This window comes from uncultured Fibrobacter sp., assembly GCF_947166265.1.
In the GTDB taxonomy this organism is placed as follows: domain Bacteria; phylum Fibrobacterota; class Fibrobacteria; order Fibrobacterales; family Fibrobacteraceae; genus Fibrobacter.
In genome coordinates this window covers 301,538-321,355 of record NZ_CAMVDO010000001.1, presented here as the reverse complement: position 1 = coordinate 321,355, position 19,818 = coordinate 301,538, and the positions used below count along the sequence as shown (strand labels likewise).

The following is a 19,818-nucleotide window of genomic DNA, read 5'->3' as shown; positions in this document are numbered from 1 at the left end:
CCATGTACTTGCAGAATAGGGATCTTGAAGGTAAGGAAGATTACACAGCGAGTATCGACTGTTATACAAAGAGAAACGGCTATTCCGTCCGTTGCATCCAGGACTAGTGAAATACAAACAAGTTTTTACTTTTGGGGTGTTGTAAAGCCTAACAACGAATAGTCTGCAAGAATAGTCCATTTTTACGCCCAAGAATTTAAATTTCCCATTGGAATTATAGAAAGGGTGTGTATTATGGACTACAAAAAATATTTTATGGCCGCATCTGTCTTTGGACTGTTTGTGGCGACTTCTACTTTTGCCCAGACGGCTGAAATTGCCGATTGGTCTGGGTTCCGCAAGGGCGCAGCCTCCTTCACGTTTGACGATGGTGCTCCGAGTCACGTGAGCGATGGCGGCCCGTTGTTCGATAAGTATGGTTATAAGGCGACCTTTAACCTGGTTACCAAATGGAATCCTGACTGGAGCGGTTTCGGAAACTTGGCCAAGAACGGTCACGAAATCGCAAGCCATAGCGTCAACCATGGCAACCCGATGGGCGACGATGAAATTGCGTCGTCAAAGGGTATCATCAATGGACAAATCCAGCAGAAATATGGCTTGGTTACGCTAGCCTATCCGAACTGTACCGTGCCAAATGAAGGCATGGTCCTTCAGAACTACATCGTGGGCCGTATCTGCAACGGTAGCTGGAAAGGTTTCGACGATGACATGAGCAAGGACGGTCCCCGCAACTGGGCTCAGGTTCCGGCAATCATGACCGGTGCCGAAGGCTCCCTCAAGAGTACGAACGACTTTACCGGTAAGATGCAGTCGGCCGTGCAGAATAACCGTTGGGTCGCTTTCCTGACGCACGGATTCCAGAACAAGAACAACGGTTCTGCAACTTATTCTCCGACCGACATTGGCGCTATCGAGGGTGCGCTCAAGTGGGCCAAGGATAACGACAAGGATATCTGGGTGGCTCCGATGGGCCATGTCGCCATGTACATCAAGGAACGCAAGTCCTCCAAGATCGAAGAACAGGATGGCGGTTCCGCAAACAGCAAGAGCTTCACGCTTAAGCATGAGATTGCTGACGATATTTCTAAGTATGATTATCCGCTTTCGATTCGCGTAAAGACGGATTGGACGAATGTCGAAGTGACGCAGGATAATGCAAAGCTCGAATCCAAGGTAGACGGCGGTTACGTCTATTTCGATGCCGTGCCCAATGCGGGAAACATTGTCGTCAAGAACGCTGCCGCTATTGAATCTTCTTCTAGCTCCGAAATCGAAAGCTCTTCCAGCGAAAATCCCGAAGGCATTATCGATATGCCGAATACTTTCCAGCACGCGGTCTATGCTTCCAACGGCTACATCGCCGTGTCCGGCTCCCAGGGTGAAACGGTTACCGTGTTCAACAGCCTCGGCCACAAGCTGCGCACTACCCGTATTCTCGGATGCGAACAGAAGGTATATACCGGCGCCAAGGGCGTGTACATCGTCAGGGTGGGCCGTCAGACCTTCAAGGTGAAACTGTAGCCTTAAGTCTTCAAATCTCTTTCTGAATGGGTAATCGCCGCGGAGTTCTCCGCGGCGATATTTTTATATACGTAAAGGTGCTTTCGGTCTGTCGATTTCGAATTTTTTCGACAAAAATATGTGTTAATCCTGTTGATATCTTGCTCATTTGAGCAAATGAATCTGGATTTTTTACTATATTTGGGTGTCTATGGAATATGGTGTTTATGGTAGTACCTGGTGGAGCAAAAAGTGGCTGGATCAGCTGCTTTCGGGTGCGTCCGAACGCGATATTGATTACGCTTTCAAGTACGTGGGGCGCGGACAGGTTCAGCCGTTTACGGTAACGGACAACCGCGTGATGGCATCCGTCAAGGGGCCAAACGGCGGCCTGCACAATCTCTACCTTGTTTTTCCGAAGTTCGACAAGGAACGCGGAGACGCCTTTGTGGGGCTATTGAAACAGCAACCGGCTGAACTGATGGCGCTTGCGAACGGCGCGATAAACCCCTCCATCGAGTTGATTCTATCGAAGTGCGGACTTTCGCTTTTCGATTCCTGCGACCGAGTGAATATGAACTGCGACTGCAAGGACAGTCTTCCTTGCCGCTACGTGATTTGCGTATTTCTGAAGCTTGCCGAAATGGCATCCGCCGATCCGTTCCTGCTGTTTAGGCTCCATGGACTCGATATCGCCTACCTCAAGGATTACAAGCCGGAACAGGTAGAATCCGATGTGCCCCGCGAATCGACCCTAGTGCGCATCTTGCCGGTGAACAACCGTGTGGCGGCCCCGCGGGTGCCGATGTTCAAGTTTTCGGAATGGCGCGACTATTCGCACGTGCTCCCTGCGATGCTTACGAACTTTCCCGATTTCTGCCCGTCGGGAAACTTCAAGAAGAGTTTTGTCGACGAACTGGCACGCTGCCGCGAATTCTACAATCACTTTGAAAACTTCGGCCAGTTTGCGCAGGATTTTGGAATTTACCATGCGCGTACGTTCTTGATGGAACGCGAACGCCTGCAACTGATCCATACGAAACCTTGGCAGTGGACGTTCGACCAGCTGGTCGAAGAGTCTGTGGTGGCCTCGGGGCTTTCGGTCGAGAATATCATGGGCGCGCTTTGCCGCCTGAACCAGGACTGCGTTTGGCACAATCATGTGACCATCCGTTTCTTGCACCAGATGCTTACGGTGGCGTATTACCTGGTGCGCTCCGGGGCGATTTACCCGCAGGTGTTCTGGCTGAACAACGTGACGGCGCAGGTGCGCTGGCTGCCTGCCGAAATGCTCCCTGACGTGCTTCAGATCGTGGCCGAACTCGAAAAGTCCGTTCCCGACGATTTCGCGTTTACGGTGCGCGACGAATCCCGCGAAGATTTGGATGCCGCCGCCGAGCATATTCTTTCGATTTTTATTGGCAAACTTCTGCGCTTTGCCCGTACCGCCCAGAATTACAAGAAGGGCCCGCACGAAAACTTGCTCGGATTCTTTTTCGATTGCAAGTCGGGTAAGCTTGCCGCCAATGGCCTCAAGATTCCATCCAAGATACAGGCATGGTTCTCGGTCTACAATTCGCTCGAATTCAACCACAAGATTGTTTTTGTCTGCTCGGAACTTGGCAAGGAAATTGCGCTGAATGTCTTTATCGAAGATGCCTCCGGTCGTGTGCCGCTTGCGCAGCTGTTCCGCGAGAGCAATCCGAGACTCCTGTCGCTTCTGAATGTGCTGAACTGCATGGCCGAAATCTTCAAGCCCCTGAAGGCCTACCTTGAAAACCATGCGGCAGAGCCTGTCGTGATGCACGGTGCTGAACTCAAGGAGTTCGTGAACTATACCGTCAAGAAATCCGAGGTGTTTGGAATCGTCACCGAAATTCCTCGCTCGCTTCTGGAACGAGCCCGTCCGAAAACCCAGATGAAGTTGAAGGGGAGCCTTGGCATAGGGGCCTTTACGGCGGGTGACCTGCTGGACTTTGACTGGGAAGTAGCTCTTGGCGACGACAAGATTTCTGCAGAAGAATTCCTGAAACTTGCCCGCGATGCCGAAGGTTTGCTCAAGTACAAGGACCGCTATATTGAATTCAACAAGGACGACCTCGATTTGTTGCAGCAGCGCCTGGACGAACGCGAAAAGGAAAAGTCGAAAAGGCCACGGGGCGAAAAATCGGATGACGTAGAAGTCCTAGAGGGTGCGGACGACTCCGATACGGCGGAATCGGAAACCGCCCAGTCGTTTATTCCGTCTACTGCGAAGCTGGTGCAGGCATGCCTTACCGGCAAATGCGACGATATCCCGGTCGATATGACCGATGGTCTCAAGGAACAGTTTGACGCCTGGCGTGGCGAAACGAATGCCACGCTACCGAGGGAGCTGAACGCGACGCTTCGCCCGTATCAGGAACGTGGATATTCCTGGATGTGCAAGAACCTGGAAATGGGTTTCGGCTGTATCCTGGCCGATGACATGGGCCTTGGAAAGACGCTCCAGGTGATCGCTTTCCTGCTCAAGATGAAAGAGGATCATCACTTTGCGGAAGGCCGCGCCCTGGTGGTGGTGCCGGCGGGTCTCTTGTGGAACTGGCAGATGGAAATCAAGAAGTTTGCCCCGGCGCTTTCTGCTTTCGTGTACCACGGGGCAAGCCGCAAACTTGAAAAATTCGATCATGACCTGTTGCTCACGACTTATTCGACGTGTCGACTTGATTTCAAGAAGCTGGAAAAGTTGAACTGGCAAGTCATCGTGATTGACGAAGCGCAGAACATCAAAAATGCCGACAGCGAACAGAGCCGGCGTATCCGCGCTCTCAAGGCTCCCATGAAAATTGCCATGAGCGGAACTCCGGTCGAAAACCGCCTCATGGAATTCTGGACGATCATGGACTTCTGCAACCGCGGATTTCTCCCTTCGGCAAACGAGTTCCGCGACAAGTTCGAAACCCCGATTCAGAAAAATGCGAACCAAGCGATTGCCGAGCATTTCAAGAAGATTACCGCTCCCTTTATGCTTCGCCGCATGAAAACGGACAAGTCGATTATTAGCGACCTGCCCGATAAAATCCAGCAGAACGAATATGCCGAACTCACGCGTACGCAGGCCGCATTGTACAAGCGGACGCTCGACGAATTCATGAAACAGCTGCAGCTGCTCGAAGAGGGCGCAACGCTTGATATCAACGATGATTTGCTTGCGGCGGCTTCCGGTGAAATGGATGCCGCAGCATCCGATTCGGGAGCTTCTTCGCATAGTCTTTTCAAGCGCAAGGGGCTGATTCTTCAGATGATTCTTGCGCTCAAGCAAATCTGCAACCACCCGCGCACGTATTTGAAGGCGGGTGAGGCCCGCATCGAAGATTCGGGCAAGCTTGGAATGCTCTTGGATTTGCTCCGCTCCATTCAGGAATCCGGCGAAAAGACGATTATCTTTACGCAGTTCCGCGAAATGGGCGAACTCCTGCAAGAAACGCTCGAACGCGAACTAATGATGAAGGCGGATTTCTATCATGGCGGCTGTACGCAGAACCAGCGCAACGAAATGGTGCGAAAGTTCCAGGAAGACCCAGAAGTCAAGGTGCTGATTCTGTCCTTGAAGGCGGCAGGAACCGGTCTGAACCTGACGGCGGCCTCGCAGGTAATTCACTACGACTTGTGGTGGAATCCGGCGATAGAGGCGCAGGCGACCGACCGTGCATTCCGTATCGGACAGACAAGGAATGTGCAGGTGCACCGCTTTATTACCAAGGGAACTTTCGAAGAAAAGATCGATGCGCTGTTGCAGGCGAAAAAGGCCGTTGCCGACATGACGGTGAACGCCGGCGAAACCTGGCTTGCCGACATGGACGACAAACAACTCGGCGAAATATTCTCCCTGGAATCTGCTTCCGCCCTGTAATTCGGCCTAAGTGACGGAAAACATCACTGGATCCTCCCCATTCGGGGATCATGCGCACTAAGGCAACAAGTTGCCAAGTGCTGTCCGACCTCCCTTTGGTCGAGGATGACTCCTGTAGAAACGTCATCCTGGAGGTCCGTAGGACTGACGGAATCCATAAAAAAAGAATCCGGTCGATAAGACCGAATCCTTTTGCTTTTTCAAGCATTCCCGGCAAAGACACTCCAACCTGCCGGGAATTCCACACAATACTTACTTCAGGATCACCTTCTGCATGTAGCGCTGGCTGCCCTGCTTCACCATGAGCACTGCCGGGCCGCGGAAGTTGCTGCGGAGCTCGACGGAGCTTGTGCCTGCGGCAATGTTCTGCTGAGCAATCACCTGGCCCATGCTGTTCAGGAGCGTAGCCTTTGCCGGAGCGGAGGTCGTCGGAATGATGGCGCTCACCAGGCCCGGCTGTACGCTTACGTGCATCTTGGAGGTGGTTGCGGCACGAACAGGGGCGATAGCGACGGTCGGTGCCTGGCCACCGGTTCCCTTGGCGTTGGCCTGGATGTAGGTGGGGGTGCTAGCAATGCCCGATGTTTGGATATTCGCCGGCGCAGAGTCAAAGCTTGCGAGCGTATCGACGGTGCCATCGGCCTTGTGCAACAGAATGTTGTTCAGGTAAATGGTTCCGAAAAGCTGAGTTGCGTAAATGTTGATGCCCCATTCGAGCACTTTGGATTTGTCCGCAATGTTCAACGTATCGGTTAACTTGGTGGTTCCAGCCGCGAGCGGTATAGAAACGGTGCTCAAAATGCCGCTGAAATCATCCATACTTCCGAGATGAGTATCTGTCCACTTGTAATTAGCGGTGCTCTTGGCATACATATCGACACTGGTCCATGCGTAACCGTTGCAGCCTTTAGTGGTGTCGCCTTTGCAGCCGGTCACGGAAATGGGTTCGGTGCGAATTTCAAAGGAAATAGATTCGTATGCGGACCAGTCTGCGCCGCCTTCGAAGGTAAAGCCAATGGTGCCGGTTTCGCTCATGGTAGAAACCTTGGTGCTGTAGGTGACCCAGAGAGCCTTGTCGCTTTCGGCGTAGGTCGGCAAGTCCTTGGGGCCTTCGTAGGCCTTGGCTGCTGCGAACTGAGTCTTGATGGAATTCATGGTGAGTTCGTCAACCACTGCACCGAGATTCGTGCCGTTGGATGCCTGGCGGCGGATAATGGTCATGTCGTCCTTGCCTTCGTTCTTTCCTTCGTAGGCGGTGTCCCAGATGACGGGCACGATGCCATGAGACTTGGCGGAGGCGACCGTGTAGCCGTACCAGGCGGCGATGGCCTTGAGGTGCGTGTTGAGATCAAAACCGGCGGTTCCGACTAAGCTGTAGCGCTTGTTTGCGCCCATTTCGCCGATCACGACCGGAATGCCTTCGTCGGCAAAGGTAAGTTGCAGCTTTTGGAACTGCTTATCGATGCTCTGCTTGGAACCGAGAGAGGTGCCGGAGCAGGTGCGGTCAGCTGCGCCGGTGGTTTCGTCTTCCCAGTACCAGAAGGTTTTGCCCCAGCTTTCGTCTGCTGTCATCAGCGAGAACTGATACGGATAGAAGTGGGCTTCGGCCATGGTGTAACCCTTGCCTGCCGGATCTTCGGGGTAGTTGTTGGCGAGCATTTGGTACTTGTCGATTTCAGTGCGCGGCATTTGCACAATCACGGTGCGGGTGGCGTTGTTGCCGCCAGAAGAACGGACTGCGCGCAGGCATGCTTCGTGAAGGCGCTTCAGGATAATCATACGTTCGTTGGTAAAGGTGAGCTGTCCGTTATCCTTGTAATCGCTTGCGGGTTGTCCGTTACGATGGTCGTTCACGCCGGGTTCGTTGGCAGATGCAAAAATCAGGTGTTCGTCGTAATCCTTGAAGTAGTCTGCAATCTGTTTCCAGTAGCTTTCCTGTTTCTTGCGGACGGCAGAGCTGTCAGTGGTTGCGTCGTTGCCGTTTCTGTCCTTGTGCGCTCCGCTAAAAACCTCGTCTTCGAGCCAGCCGTTATCCCAGTGGCTGTTGAGCATTACGTACATGTTGTTTGCGATTGCCATGTCGACGACGGACTTGACGGTGGCAAGCCAGGAAGCATCAATCGTGCCGTTGCTTGCGTGGCTGTCCCAGGCGCAGGGAATGCGGAGCGTGTTGAATCCCGCTGCCTTCACGCCGTCAATGATGGCCTGCGTGGGGACGATGTTGCCCCATGCCGTCGGGTCGCTCGGCACTTCCATGGTGTTGCCGAGGTTCCAGCCGAGACCCATGTTGGGGTAGATTTCGGTAGCCTTGGGAAGTGCGAATGCGGCGGAAGTGGCGAAGAGCGCCGTGCCGCATACGATGCCAAACAGACCGGAAAGTTTCATGATTACTCCTTTTGGGGTTGCCCCCGTTGAAACCCAGTATTTATCCCAAACTGGGGTTGTTTTTCCTGAAATTAAATTCTTAAAGGGGCGGTGTAAATAAAATAGTGTAACCGTTGAAAATTAGCGGTGCAAAATTCTCAACAAAGGTAAACGGTTCTTTACTTTTAACTTTGGAAAAGCAAAAAAATGCCGATTTTCGTTCAAAATCGGCATTTAGACGTTGTGGAATGTTTTTGCAGACGATGTTGTGAAATATCTACAATGGGGAACTAGTTGGGAAGTTCCTGCTCGCCTTCGGCAATGGGCTGGTTCTCGTCTCCGCCCTGCTTCTTGGGGGCTTCGAGAGCGTACAGCGGAATGCTTGCCAGTTCCTCGCCGTCGATAATCAGGCGGATCATGTACTTGTCGGGGCGCTTGATTGTAAGCCTCTGCAGGTTCAGCACCATGTTGACCGCGGCGGTATCGAAACCCTGGGCAACGGGTTCCAGCGGAATCTTGGACTGCATCGGGGGAACAATCGGCTTTCCGCACACGTCCTCGAATACGAGCGAAAGGTCGTGGAGGCCGGCTTCGCTGCGTGAATAGCGGATTCTAAAGGCTGTCGAACATTGCGGAACGACCAGCGGAAATGCTGCAAAAATACGGTCAAATGCCCCCAGGATGTTCAGGCGTCCACCTGCTCCGTTGGCGGTGGCTGCGTCACAGATTGCGGCAATTTCAATATTCATTATTTAATCTCCCAGTTGTCGGCCACGTATTTCATGACGAGCGGGCCGTTGTTGCGGTTGTTGCCGCCAGCGTTTTCGCGGGCGATCATGGATAGGTAAATCTTTCCGGATCCGTCGATGGCAAGCATCGGGTTCGATCCACGGAGGTAGTAGCTGTTTCGCTTGTAGAATACCGTGTTGAAATAGGGCAGCTGGTTTTCGCCGTGCAGGTGCCACTTGTTGTTTTCGTAACGGTAGACGTGTACCTGCGACAGCGTAGAACGTCCGTTGTCGTCGAGTGCTGCGTAGATGATTCCGTTGTGGATGGCGAAATGGATATGGTAGGCGATCATGCCGTCCTTGATGGGGAAGGTCTCGAACACCCTGCTGTTTCCTTCACCGGCCTTTATCCAGAAAATTTCGGTACTGGTGAAGCGGCCTTGACCCATTCGCGGACCGTAGTTGTTGTAGTCGCGGCTAAGGTAACCCAGGTAGATGTTTTCACCTTCGGTAAAGATGTGAGCCTGGCTTACGTTCAGGGCGCTGAATCCGTTCTGGCGAATGGTTTCGTAGGTTGGCTTGTTGTAGCTGTAGTAGGCGATATGGCCTGTAGTCACACCGAGGACGACCAGTTCGTCGTTGTCGTTGTAGAGCGCGTCGATTTCGCCGAAGCCCGGATTCTGTTCGAACTTGTTGAATTTCGTGTTCCTGCTCCACGTGGATCCGTCAAAGTCGTACAGGTAGATTACCTTGTTCTCGCCGCTAATCAGGGCAATGTGCGGGTAGCTGTCCGATTCCTTGCTGATGATTTTTGCGGCAATCACGTTCTTCAGGGTGTCGGTGCCGACTTTCGCGAGTGGCGATGTGGTTCCTGCGGACTTGAATACAAGCAACTTGCCGTCGCGACTGAGGGCTGCAATGTACAGGTTGCCTCCGTGGACGGTGGTGCTGATTTGCGTCACGGAGTCCGTCGTGCTAGCCGATCCGATGCTTTTCCATGCGTTTCCATCGAGCCGCATCGCTTTCACCTGCTTCTCGCTTTCGAGGAAGGCGATGACGGGTTTTCCGTTTGCAAGCGAAATCGACGGCGCCGTATTCATGGTCGAGGCCGCGATAACCGTATCCTTGCCCAGGTTTTCCCAGGCCTTGCGGAAATAGACCGTGCGGTGGACTTCTTCGGCGCGGTGCCTGCTGTAGAAACTGCGTGTGGGTGCGGTCGATGTGGAATCGCGGTAGTCCAGCGAAATAGTGATGGAACCTTCCTGGGTCTTACGGATAAACGCGGTGTTGAATTCGGCAATGCTTGTGTCGAGGCTACCGTCGCTGTTTCCCTGGTAGAAGTTCTTGTCCACGTTGCTGAAGTTCCACCAGTAATCCTGCATGTTCTTTACGCCCAGGTCGCCCATTTCGGATTTCTTGCCGTTCCATTCCGGCGAGTAGAAATAGAGCGCCTCGTCGTCGACCGATTCGTCGCCGCTCCACAGGTAGACGGTGTCTGCGGCGGAGATGACACCCTTGGGGTGGTGCTGCATCAGGCGGACTTCGGTGGTGTCGCTGAAGGTCACCTTGGTGCTGGTCTCCTGAGCCGATACGATACAGTACATATCCTTTTCTTTTTCGGAGTATGTCGAATCTTTCCTAATTCCAAAGGACTTGCCGTTTCGTGCGTAGTCGAACTTGGTGACTTTCGATTCCAGGCTCTTGCCGGTCTTCTTGTCTATACATTCCCAGGTGAACCAGTCGATTCCCTGCCACACGGTATTGACCGAGGCGTCTAGGTCGAAATAGTCTCCGACGTTGATGTAGATCAAATCTTCCTTGACCCAGATGAGCGGAACTTCTGTCGAAAAACTGATATAAACGGTGTCGGTTGCGATGTTTCCGTCGTTGTCGGTTGCCCGTGCAACGCAGTAGAATTTTCCCTGGGCGGCGGGAGCTTTCCACACGGTATCAAACGAGCTAACCGATTTCCAGTTGTCTGCAATTTGTTCGGAGGTTCCGCAGCTCCATTCCTTCTTGGCGATTTCGCCCGGGTCAGAGGGTAGGTTGTTGTTGTCGCGCGCCGTTGCGTTTAGGGCGATGTTGTAGCCTTCGCGTACGGTGATGCTGTCGTTAGCGACTTCGATGGTAGGGGGCGCGAGGATAATGTCTATCGATACGGTGTCCTTCGCGGTATTTCCGTCGTCGTCCGTGACGCGCACAATGCAGAGGTAACCGTTCTGCGGAGTGGCGGGCATGGTCATGAAGGTGCGCGGCGTTGTCGGTGAACTGTAGGTGAAACCGATGTTTTCTGCCGATGCTGCGCCGCAGCCCCATTCGTATTTTACGAGCGAACCCAGCGAATCCTGTGCGGCCGCGTTCAGTTCCACGACATCCCTGATGGTGACCCTGCTGTGGTTGACCGTGGCGGTTACGGTCGGAAGTCCGACGATTACCTTGTATTCAGCGGTATCCTTGGCGGTGTTGCCGTCGTCATCGGTCACCCGGACCACGCAGTAGTAGGCCTTTGCCGCCGTAGAGGGCATGCGGGCGTACGTTTCCGCGTTGTCCATCAGATTCCAGTCGGGGTTCTTGAGTTCGGCAAGCCTGTCGCTACAGGCGTATTCGTACTGGGTAATGTAGCCGAGCTTGTCGCTTGCGATTGCTTTGAGAAGCTGGTTGGAATTGATCTTGACCGTGTCCTTTTTGGTGGCGAGGCGGACTGTCGGCAAGTCGAGCAACGTGCTAAAGGTAAGCGTGTCCGCCCCTTCTTCGCCGTCATCGTCTATCGCCTTGAATACGCAACGGTAGTTCGTCGTCTCGGAACCGGGGAGCTGGTTCTTGAGGACCAGGTTGCTCACTTCCTTTGTGGGCGTGTCGAACGGATATTCCTGGTCGAATGAGATTTTTCCGTTGCTACAGCCCCACACGATCTTGTTGATGGTGCCGAACTTGTCGCTTGCATCCACCTTGACGTCCACGATGCTATTGATCTTGTATTCGTTGGTCTTGCTGTCAGTGGAAACCGTTATGGAGGGGGCATCGCTAATGACGTTTACAAAAATGCTGTCCTCGGCGGTTTCGTTCTTGTCGTCTTTCACCTTGACGACGACCTTGTGAATGCCGACGCTCTTAAAGGCTAGGCTTCCTTCCATGGCGTTGTTGCCTGGGCAACTGTAGCCTTCTGCGATATCCGGGCATTCCCAGCTGACGGTTATATCGGAACTGTTGACGCCTCGGTTTGCAGAAACCTTGAAGTAGACGGGGTCGTTCATGCTGACCGTTTCCTCGAAACCGGGTTCCGTAAAGTAAACGGCGGGCTTGTCGCCGAATAGGCCGAACTTCACTTGGGTACTCACGTTAGCCCCGTTTCTTACGTAAGAGGCTTTCATGAAGTAATCCTTGTCGGTAAGGAGGTCGCCTGCAATGTCCGCGTAATTCAGGGTGAAACTTGCGAAACCTTCCTGGTCGATTGCCGCGACCTTCGATTTGTTTCCTTTTTCGGTGTTCCAGCTCCATTCGATCGAGTCGGCCGCGGGGTAGGCTCCGGAAATTTGGGCCGAGAACGTCAGCTTGCCATCGTTTCCGATTCTTTCGTTTTGTGCCCCGTTTACATTTAAGGAAATCTTTGTCGCGCTCACGGTTATCTTTTGCCGGAGCGTTTCCACGTTGCCGGCGACGTCTTTTGCCGTGTAGGTGAAATTATGGTCTCCATCGGTCAGGTTCGACAGGCCGAGTTCGCAGTTGAAAATGGCGTCGTTGTCGCTCTTGCTGCAAGAAATCTTTTTCGATTTCCCGTCGATCGAGGCGCTCACCGAGGCCAGGTATGCGCCCAGGTCGCGGGCGTAAATGGTCTGCGTGTATTCGCGGCTCCTGAGGGTGTCGATGTTTTTCACGATAATCGTCGGCGGTACGGTGTCCTTCAGGAACATCTCGTCGACTTTGATGGTGTTGCCCGATTCAATGAACAGCTTGTTCTTGATCTTTGCACTTTTGAACTCGTATTGCAAAACCGGCGATGCCGAGGCCATGTATTCTCCGACATCGACTTTCACGGAGTAGTTACCCTTTTCGTCGGTGTAGGTGTCGAAGGTCTTGTTGCCGTTGTTGAACTCGACGTGGATTCCCGCATGGGTGTCGCGTCCCTGGTATTTGGCGACACCCGTGAATGTTCCCTGCGAAGAACTCAGGTCGCCGATGTAGAAATTCCAGGGGCGGCTCTTGTTATTGTCGCTCGAAATTCTTGCGAGGCGGGTGATGTCGTAACCGTCGGTCACATACATATCCCAGTAGATGCGTCCCGTCAGCTGCTTGTTCGGGTCGTTTATCAGGGTGATGACGTTATTGCCGCTCTTGTCCCTGGGTTCAAAAATGTTCGACGTGAATTCACTTGCAATCAGGTCGCCTTCGGTAAAAGCCTTCTGCGGAGGTTGTCCGTTTCTGGAAACCTGTGCGTAGATGAAATACTGAAGGTTCTGCGGATTGTCGTCGTCTTCGCCTTCGTAGTAGAAATAAAAACGGTCATTGATGTTGTGACGTGCTCCGTCGTACGGGTAGATAACCTTTAGCCTCGGTACCCTGTTGAAATGCAGGTGGACGCTGTCCAGGGTCTCGTTGTCGTCGTCATCGGTGACAATCACGTAAACGGTCTGGTTTCCGAGCGAATCCATCTTGGAGGGGTCGTTCTTTACGGTCAGGTAGAGCGAATCGTTGTCTTCGAAGGTCTCGTACTTTGTGACTTTCGGGGCGTCCTTGCCGCTTCCGTCCAAATCGATCATGACGCTTTTGATTGTGCCGAAGGAATCACTTGCAAGAATCGGGAAGGTGATGTCGCCGTCATGGCGTGTCCACAGGGTGTCCTTGGGAACCCAGAGTTTGGGCTTTGTATCGATAACCAGGACCCATGCCTTACGTGTCGCCGTTCCGGCGGTGTCTGTAGCGTTGTTGCCGTCAAAGGCGACGAACTTGGGCTCGTATAGGCCGGGGTTTGCGTAAGCCCAGGACTCGGGCTTGGCGTGGTCGCCTGTAATAATGGTGTCCTTGCCGTCAGCCTTGGTGAATGTCCACTGGAAACCGTAAATCTTGTCCACGTGGTAGGGCAAAAGACCTATCAGGTAGACCGTATCGTTCACGGTGACAATAAGCGTGTCCGGGATGGTGTCGCTTTCGATCGGTACGGTATTTGCGATCGAGTCGGCAAATGCCTGCGGGTCCTCGATAGGCGTATTAAACACGAATACGCGGGAGTGGTTGTTCTTCAGGTTCACGTTTTCCTTGACCGAAGATTCCCTTGAACATCCGAAAAGGGCCATTAGGGTACAAAGACCGAGGGACAACAATAAAAAATGGGGTACACGCATAGCACATCCTTAAATAACTGTAGTACAATAATTCCTCTTAAAATCTATCTTTTTTAATCGAAAAGCGTGTGTGATAAAGAACACCGATGGAGTCTGTTTTATGGAAGAAATACCCCTTTGGTACAGTCTTGCCGTATTTTTTGTGCTGGGCGCCTGCGTAGGCAGCTTTTACAACGTGATTGTCTACCGTATGCCGCGAGGAATTTCTCTGGTGAATCCGCCTTCGCACTGTCCACTTTGCAAAAAGCACATTCCGCTCTACTACAACTTGCCGATTGTGGGCTGGCTCATCTTGCGGGGCAGGAGCGCCTGCTGCAAACAGCCCATCAGTATCATATATCCTATCGGTGAATCCCTGTGCGGGCTTCTGGGGGCGCTTGCCCTCTATGCGGCGACGGGCTTTACGACGGATTTCTGGTCTCCTGTCACGGACTGGAGCGTGTGGGCCGATGCGCTTGCCCTGTTCTGGCTCCTGCTGGGCATTTATCCGGTGAGCGCCGTTGACTTTAAGTATAAACTAATTCCCGATTCCATTTCGGTGGGCGGCATTGTCGCAGGTCTTGTAATCTCGTTTATTCCGGGCGGCATCACGCCTGTCCAGAGTATCGTGGGTGCCCTGGTTGCGGGGGGCGGGCTTTATCTGCTCGGTTTTGTTGCGACAAAGCTTCTCAATAAGCCCGCGATGGGTTTTGGAGATGTCAAGCTCCTGGCGGGCTTTGGCGCCCTGATGGGGCTTACCCGCGCCGTGGAAGTCCTGGTGGTGGCCTCTATCCTTGGAATTGTCGTCATGGTGCCGTATGCAAAGATTGCCGAACGCCGCGCCGCTAAAAAGGCAGCTCAAGGCAAGGCTTCGCAGAATAAAGACGATTCCGCGGAAAACGAGGAAGATGAAGGTGCCGGACAGATTCCTTTTGGTCCATTTTTGGCTTTTGCTGCACCATTTATGTATTTGTGGGGCGATTTGCTAAAAGAACTTTACTTAAAACTTATTTTGGGCGAATAGTTTTTTTATATTGTCGCAGCGAATCCTATTGGAGAAAAGTATGAAGAATATCGTGATTACCGGCGGTGCGGGTTTTATCGGAAGCCACGTGGTGCGCCTTTTTGTGAACAAGTACCCGGAATACAAGATTATCAACCTCGATAAGCTTACCTACGCGGGTAACCTCGCTAATCTCAAGGATATTGAAAATAAGCCGAACTACAAGTTCGTGAAGATGGATATTTGCGACTTTGACGCCTTCTACAAACTCATGCAAGACGAAAAAGTCGACGGCATCATCCATCTCGCTGCCGAAAGCCACGTAGACCGCTCCATCAAGGACCCGTTCACCTTTGCGAAGACGAACGTGATGGGCACGCTCACGCTTTTGCAGGCCGCGAAGCTCTACTGGGAAAGCCTCCCTGAAAAGTACGAAGGCAAGCGCTTCTACCACATTTCGACCGATGAAGTCTACGGTGCCCTCAAGATGAACCACCCGGAAGGCATCACGCCTCCGTTCACGACGACGGCCTCCAGCTCGGAACATCACTTGGCCTACGGTGACGATTTCTTCTACGAAACCACCAAGTACACGCCGCACAGCCCGTATTCCGCATCGAAGGCCGGCTCCGACCACTTCGTTCGCGCCTTCCACGACACCTACGGCATGCCGACGATTGTCACGAACTGCTCCAACAATTACGGTCCGTACCAGTTCCCCGAAAAGCTGATTCCGCTTTTCATCAACAACATCCGCCACAAGAAGCCGCTCCCGGTTTACGGCAAGGGTGAAAACGTCCGCGACTGGCTCTTTGTCGAAGACCACGCCCGCGCCATCGACGTGATTTTCCACAACGGAAAGATTGCCGAAACCTACAACATCGGCGGCTTCAACGAATGGAAGAACATCGACATTATCAAGGTCGTCATCAAGACCGTCGATAAGCTCCTTGGCCGTGCCGAGGGCGAAGACTTGAACCTCATCACCTACGTGACGGACCGCCTGGGCCACGACGCCCGCTACGCCATCGACTCCACCAAGCTCCAGAAGGAACTCGGCTGGGAACCGTCGCTGCAGTTCGAGGAAGGCATCGAAAAGACGGTGCGCTGGTACCTCGACAACCAGGAATGGCTCGACAACATCACCAGCGGCGACTACGAAAAGTATTACGAAACGATGTATAAGAATAGGTAAGAGGTGTGAGGTCGGGCTTTGCCCTTTGAGGTCGCGACGTTTGTCGCTTTGAGCTAAAGTATGGCGCCTGTGGCGCGATTATAAAAACTCATACCTCAGAGGGAGCTATGCGACCGACCTCATTGCTCATAGCTGAAAAATCGGAGATTTTTTATGTCTAAATTCAATTTCATCAAAACCTCTATCGAAGGTGTAACAATCGTCGAGCCGACGGTCTATGGCGACCATCGCGGCTACTTTATGGAAACCTACAACAAGGCGGAATTCGATGCCGCAGGCCTCGACATGGTCTTTGTGCAGGACAATGAATCCCGCAGTAAGAAGGGCGTTCTTCGCGGACTTCATTTCCAGAAGAAGAACCCGCAGGGAAAGCTTGTCCGCGTCATCGAGGGTGAAGTCTTTGACGTAGCCGTTGACCTTCGCAAGGGGAGTCCGACGTTTGGCAAGTGGGAAGGTGTCGTGCTTTCTGCTGAAAACAAGAAGCAGTTCTACATTCCCGAAGGATTCGCTCACGGGTTCGTGGTGCTTAGCGAAACGGCGACGTTTGTGTACAAGTGCACTCGCCTCTACGACCCGAAGGACGAAGGTGGCCTGATGTGGAATGACCCCGAAATCGGTATCGAGTGGCCGGTGGGCAATGGTTTTGAGCCGCTGCTTTCTGAAAAGGATACCAAGAATCCGGCGCTCAAGGACTTGGGCTTTGCCTTTGAACTCTAAGTTCTAGATAATTTTTTTCTATTTTAAGTACTAATGAAACACATTTTAGTTGTATGTACTGGCAACATTTGCCGCAGTCCTACGGGCGAATACTGCCTCAAGAAAGAACTGGGTCCCGAATTTGAAGTGATGAGTGCTGGCCTCGGAGCGCTGGTCGACCATCCGGCCCATGAACTCAGCCAAAAGATTGCGCTGGAGCACGGTATCGATATGAGTGCGCATCGCGCACGCCAAATCAATTTGGATATTCTCAAGTGGGCAGACCTTATTTTGGTGATGGAAAACGGTCACAAGATGGATCTGCTGCACCGCTATCCTTGGCTCGAAGGCAAGGTGTTCCGTTACGGTGAACCGCAACGTGTCGATGTTCCCGACCCGTACCGCCGTCCAGAAAACGCCTTTGTCTTGGCATGGAATTTTATCTCTAAACTGACCCCGTACTGGGTACAAAAAATCAAAGAAAGCGAAGGCCAGGCGTAACTGGTCCAAAGGGTTAATTTATGAAGAAAGTTGTTTTGGGTCTTTGCGCCGGTGCTGCTGCCGTTTTGAGTGGTTGCGCTCTTGGACCGCAAATGCGAATGAGCCTGCCTGACGATGCTGCCGAATACAATGGCATGAAGGTGTTCGTTCACAATATTGATGCTGGTGAAATGGAAAATGCCGTTGCCAGCGCGGATGGTTCCGATAGTCAGGGCGACTTGAAGGACCTGTTGGTGGATTCTCTCCCTGCTCTTGAATACCGCATCGGACCTCTGGACATGGTTCAGGTGGTGGTGTGGGAACACCCGGAACTGACATCTCCTATGGGTCAGTACCAGCCGGCAGGCCAGAAGGTGACGACCGACGGTAAGCTGTTCTACCCGTATGCAGGTGAACTTCAGGCGGCCGGTCTTACGGCGCAGGAACTCCGTGCCGAAATCACGAAGCGTCTCTCTGACAAGATCTTGAACGATCCTCAGGTGGATGTCCGCGTGACCGGATATAATAGCCGGAAGGCTTTCGTAGCGGGCGCTGTTGCAAAGCCGGGCTTTATCTCCTTTAATGAAAACCCGATGACCCTCCCCGATGCTATCGCCAATGTAGGCGGTTTCTCTAACGTGGCTGATGCATCTGCCATGCAGCTTCGTCGTGGCGAAAAGATCTACAATATCAATTACCTGGACGCCTTCAAGTCGAATCTTCCCCTTGAACGCCTCGTGGTGCAGCCCAACGACCAGATCTTCGTGCCTTCGCTTACTGAAACGCAGAAAGACCAGAAGGTCTACGTGATGGGTGAAGTCGCCAAGTCCGGCATTGTCAATATCTATAACGGGAACCTGACCTTGGCTGAAGCGCTCGCCGCTGCCGGCGGTCTGCAGGCGGTGAACGCCACCTCCCGCGGAGTTTATGTTATCCGTAATACCTCAGAAAAGCAGATCGACGTGTTCCAGCTGAATTCCAAGAATGCGATGGCTCTTGCCATGGCAGACCGCTTCAAGCTGAGTTCTCGCGACGTGGTCTATGTGGATGCCTCTGATCTTGCTACATGGAACCGTATGATCAGCTTGATCCTCCCGTCTGTCCAGACGGTCTACTATGGTGCTCTGACAGCCCACCATATTCACGTAGCCAAGGACGACTACTTCTCGGATGATAAGAAATAGTAAGGCGTGGTAGCGTATGGTTAATCTGATTCTCTGTGGTGGAAGCGGCACTAGACTTTGGCCCGTGAGCCGCTCCTTGATGCCCAAGCAGTTCGCTCCGCTTTTTGACGGACAGTCCCTGTTTAGAAAGACGGTGGTTACCAACTCCGCAGTCTGCGAATCTCAGTTTATTGTTTCTAACGCCGACCAGTTCTTCCTCGCGAAGGATCAGCTCGAAATGGAAGGCATGACGAACAGCAAGTTCCTGCTGGAACCCGTGGGCCGTAACACCGCTCCCGCGATTGCTCTTGCTTGCCTTACCCTGAATCCCGAAACGATTGTTCTCGTGTCCCCCTCGGACCACGTGATTCGTAAGAAGGATGAATACAAGAAGGTGCTGCTCCGTGCGCAGGAACTCGCCGAAGCGGGGAACCTGGTGACGTTTGGCATTACGCCGACGAGCCCCGAGACCGGTTATGGCTACATTGAGGCCTCCGGTGAAGACGTCAAGCGCTTTGTCGAAAAGCCGGACCGTGCCACCGCCGAAAAGTACCTGCTCTCCGGTAACTTCTACTGGAATAGTGGTATCTTCTGCTTCAAGGCGAAAACGTTCCTCGCTGAACTCGGCAAGTATTCCCCGGAAATGCTTGCGGCTGCCCAGAAGGCGCTTGCAAATGCCCCGGTGGAAGACGGCGATCCTATCCGCATTACCCGCGACGATATGATGGCTATCCCGTCGAACTCAATCGACTACGCCGTGATGGAAAAATCTTCCAAGGTGAAGGTGGTCCCAAGCGACATCGGCTGGAGCGATCTGGGTAGTTTCGACAGCCTCTACGGTGAATATCCGCACGACGAAAACGGCAACAACGTGAACCCGCGACATATTGCGGTGGATTCCAAGAATTCCCTGGTGATGGGTTCGCAGCGTGCTATCGCGACAATCGACCTCGACAAGATGCTGATTGTGGATACTCCGGATGCGCTTCTCGTCGCCCCGCTTTCGAGTAGCCAGAAGGTCAAGAAAGTCGTCGAAGAACTCAAGCAACGTGGTTCTGACCTGATCAATGTCCCGCAGACGGTAAGCCGCCCGTGGGGAACCTATTCCGTGCTCGAATCCACCGAACGCTACAAGATGAAGCGTATCGTGGTGAAACCGGGCAAGCGCCTCTCTTTGCAGAAGCACCTGCACCGCTCGGAACACTGGGTGGTCGTAAGCGGTACAGCAACGGTGACTGTCGGCAAGAACGTGTTCTATGTGCGTCCGAACGAATCGACCTACATCCCGGTAGGCGAAGTTCACCGCCTGCAGAACGAAGGCAAGCTCCCGCTCGTCATCGTCGAAGTCCAGGTGGGTGAGTACACGGGTGAAGACGACATCATCCGCGTCGAGGATGACTTCCATAGAAACTAACGGACGTCCCTTCGGGACTGTTCCAAGTTACTAGTTCTATTGAAAGCTGGCTGAAAATTTTT

Annotated in this window: 11 protein-coding genes; 8 read left to right on the top strand and 3 right to left on the bottom strand. The window is 53.0% G+C overall.

The features are described from left to right. Positions 1-234: 234 nt before the first annotated feature. Both Q0W37_RS01270 and Q0W37_RS01265 read left to right on the top strand, forming a co-directional pair. Complete coding sequence (locus tag Q0W37_RS01270) at positions 235-1,524, top strand: polysaccharide deacetylase family protein (RefSeq protein ID WP_297697997.1); 1,290 nt, start codon at positions 235-237, stop codon at positions 1,522-1,524. 190 nt (positions 1,525-1,714) lie between these two features. Further along, positions 1,715-5,395: a DEAD/DEAH box helicase gene (locus Q0W37_RS01265; RefSeq protein WP_297697995.1), complete on the top strand. Its 3,681-nt coding sequence runs from the start codon at positions 1,715-1,717 to the stop codon at positions 5,393-5,395. A 252-nt stretch (positions 5,396-5,647) separates the two neighbouring features. Here Q0W37_RS01265 and Q0W37_RS01260 read toward each other — a convergent pair whose 3' ends face one another. The 3 genes from Q0W37_RS01260 to Q0W37_RS01250 form a co-directional block, all read right to left on the bottom strand. Continuing rightward, positions 5,648-7,780 carry a glycoside hydrolase family 5 protein gene (locus Q0W37_RS01260; protein WP_297697994.1) on the bottom strand — a complete coding sequence of 711 codons (2,133 nt, stop codon included), beginning with the start codon at positions 7,778-7,780 and terminating at the stop codon, positions 5,648-5,650. Between the two features lie 269 nt (positions 7,781-8,049). Continuing rightward, a complete protein-coding gene (locus Q0W37_RS01255; RefSeq protein WP_297697992.1) occupies positions 8,050-8,508 on the bottom strand; it encodes a hypothetical protein in 459 nt (152 codons plus the stop codon). Further along, positions 8,508-13,826: a hypothetical protein gene (locus Q0W37_RS01250; protein WP_297697990.1), complete on the bottom strand. Its 5,319-nt coding sequence runs from the start codon at positions 13,824-13,826 to the stop codon at positions 8,508-8,510. Before Q0W37_RS01250 ends, Q0W37_RS01255 begins: the two co-directional genes overlap by 1 nt. Positions 13,827-13,926: 100 nt before the next feature. On the opposite strand from Q0W37_RS01250, the gene Q0W37_RS01245 reads away from it, so the two are divergent. The 6 genes from Q0W37_RS01245 (at position 13,927) to Q0W37_RS01220 (ending at position 19,756) form a co-directional block, all read left to right on the top strand. After that, complete coding sequence (locus Q0W37_RS01245) at positions 13,927-14,829, top strand: A24 family peptidase (RefSeq protein ID WP_297697988.1); 903 nt, start codon at positions 13,927-13,929, stop codon at positions 14,827-14,829. 40 nt (positions 14,830-14,869) lie between these two features. After that, a complete protein-coding gene (locus tag Q0W37_RS01240; RefSeq protein ID WP_297697986.1) occupies positions 14,870-16,003 on the top strand; it encodes a dTDP-glucose 4,6-dehydratase in 1,134 nt (377 codons plus the stop codon). Positions 16,004-16,156: 153 nt separating this feature from the next. Continuing rightward, positions 16,157-16,720, top strand: coding sequence for a dTDP-4-dehydrorhamnose 3,5-epimerase (gene rfbC / locus Q0W37_RS01235; RefSeq protein WP_297697984.1), 564 nt, complete (start codon positions 16,157-16,159; stop codon positions 16,718-16,720). Positions 16,721-16,753: 33 nt separating this feature from the next. After that, complete coding sequence (locus tag Q0W37_RS01230) at positions 16,754-17,200, top strand: low molecular weight protein-tyrosine-phosphatase (RefSeq protein WP_297697982.1); 447 nt, start codon at positions 16,754-16,756, stop codon at positions 17,198-17,200. A 20-nt stretch (positions 17,201-17,220) separates the two neighbouring features. Beyond that, positions 17,221-18,363, top strand: a complete 1,143-nt coding sequence (locus Q0W37_RS01225) for a polysaccharide biosynthesis/export family protein (protein WP_297697980.1) — start codon at positions 17,221-17,223, stop codon at positions 18,361-18,363. Positions 18,364-18,379: 16 nt separating this feature from the next. Continuing rightward, the gene (locus Q0W37_RS01220; RefSeq protein ID WP_297697979.1) at positions 18,380-19,756 is read left to right on the top strand and encodes a mannose-1-phosphate guanylyltransferase/mannose-6-phosphate isomerase; all 1,377 of its coding nucleotides are present in this window, start codon (positions 18,380-18,382) and stop codon (positions 19,754-19,756) included. The last annotated feature ends 62 nt before the right edge of the window (positions 19,757-19,818 follow it).

Coding starts and splice junctions, on each gene's coding strand:
- Q0W37_RS01220 (WP_297697979.1), top strand. CDS start 18,380: ATGGTTAATCTGATTCTCTGTGGTGGAAGCGGCACTAGACTTTGGCCC.
- Q0W37_RS01270 (WP_297697997.1), top strand. CDS start 235: ATGGACTACAAAAAATATTTTATGGCCGCATCTGTCTTTGGACTGTTT.
- Q0W37_RS01260 (WP_297697994.1), bottom strand. CDS start 7,780: ATGAAACTTTCCGGTCTGTTTGGCATCGTATGCGGCACGGCGCTCTTC.
- Q0W37_RS01240 (WP_297697986.1), top strand. CDS start 14,870: ATGAAGAATATCGTGATTACCGGCGGTGCGGGTTTTATCGGAAGCCAC.
- Q0W37_RS01245 (WP_297697988.1), top strand. CDS start 13,927: ATGGAAGAAATACCCCTTTGGTACAGTCTTGCCGTATTTTTTGTGCTG.
- Q0W37_RS01265 (WP_297697995.1), top strand. CDS start 1,715: ATGGAATATGGTGTTTATGGTAGTACCTGGTGGAGCAAAAAGTGGCTG.
- Q0W37_RS01230 (WP_297697982.1), top strand. CDS start 16,754: ATGAAACACATTTTAGTTGTATGTACTGGCAACATTTGCCGCAGTCCT.
- Q0W37_RS01225 (WP_297697980.1), top strand. CDS start 17,221: ATGAAGAAAGTTGTTTTGGGTCTTTGCGCCGGTGCTGCTGCCGTTTTG.
- Q0W37_RS01250 (WP_297697990.1), bottom strand. CDS start 13,826: ATGCGTGTACCCCATTTTTTATTGTTGTCCCTCGGTCTTTGTACCCTA.
- rfbC (WP_297697984.1), top strand. CDS start 16,157: ATGTCTAAATTCAATTTCATCAAAACCTCTATCGAAGGTGTAACAATC.
- Q0W37_RS01255 (WP_297697992.1), bottom strand. CDS start 8,508: ATGAATATTGAAATTGCCGCAATCTGTGACGCAGCCACCGCCAACGGA.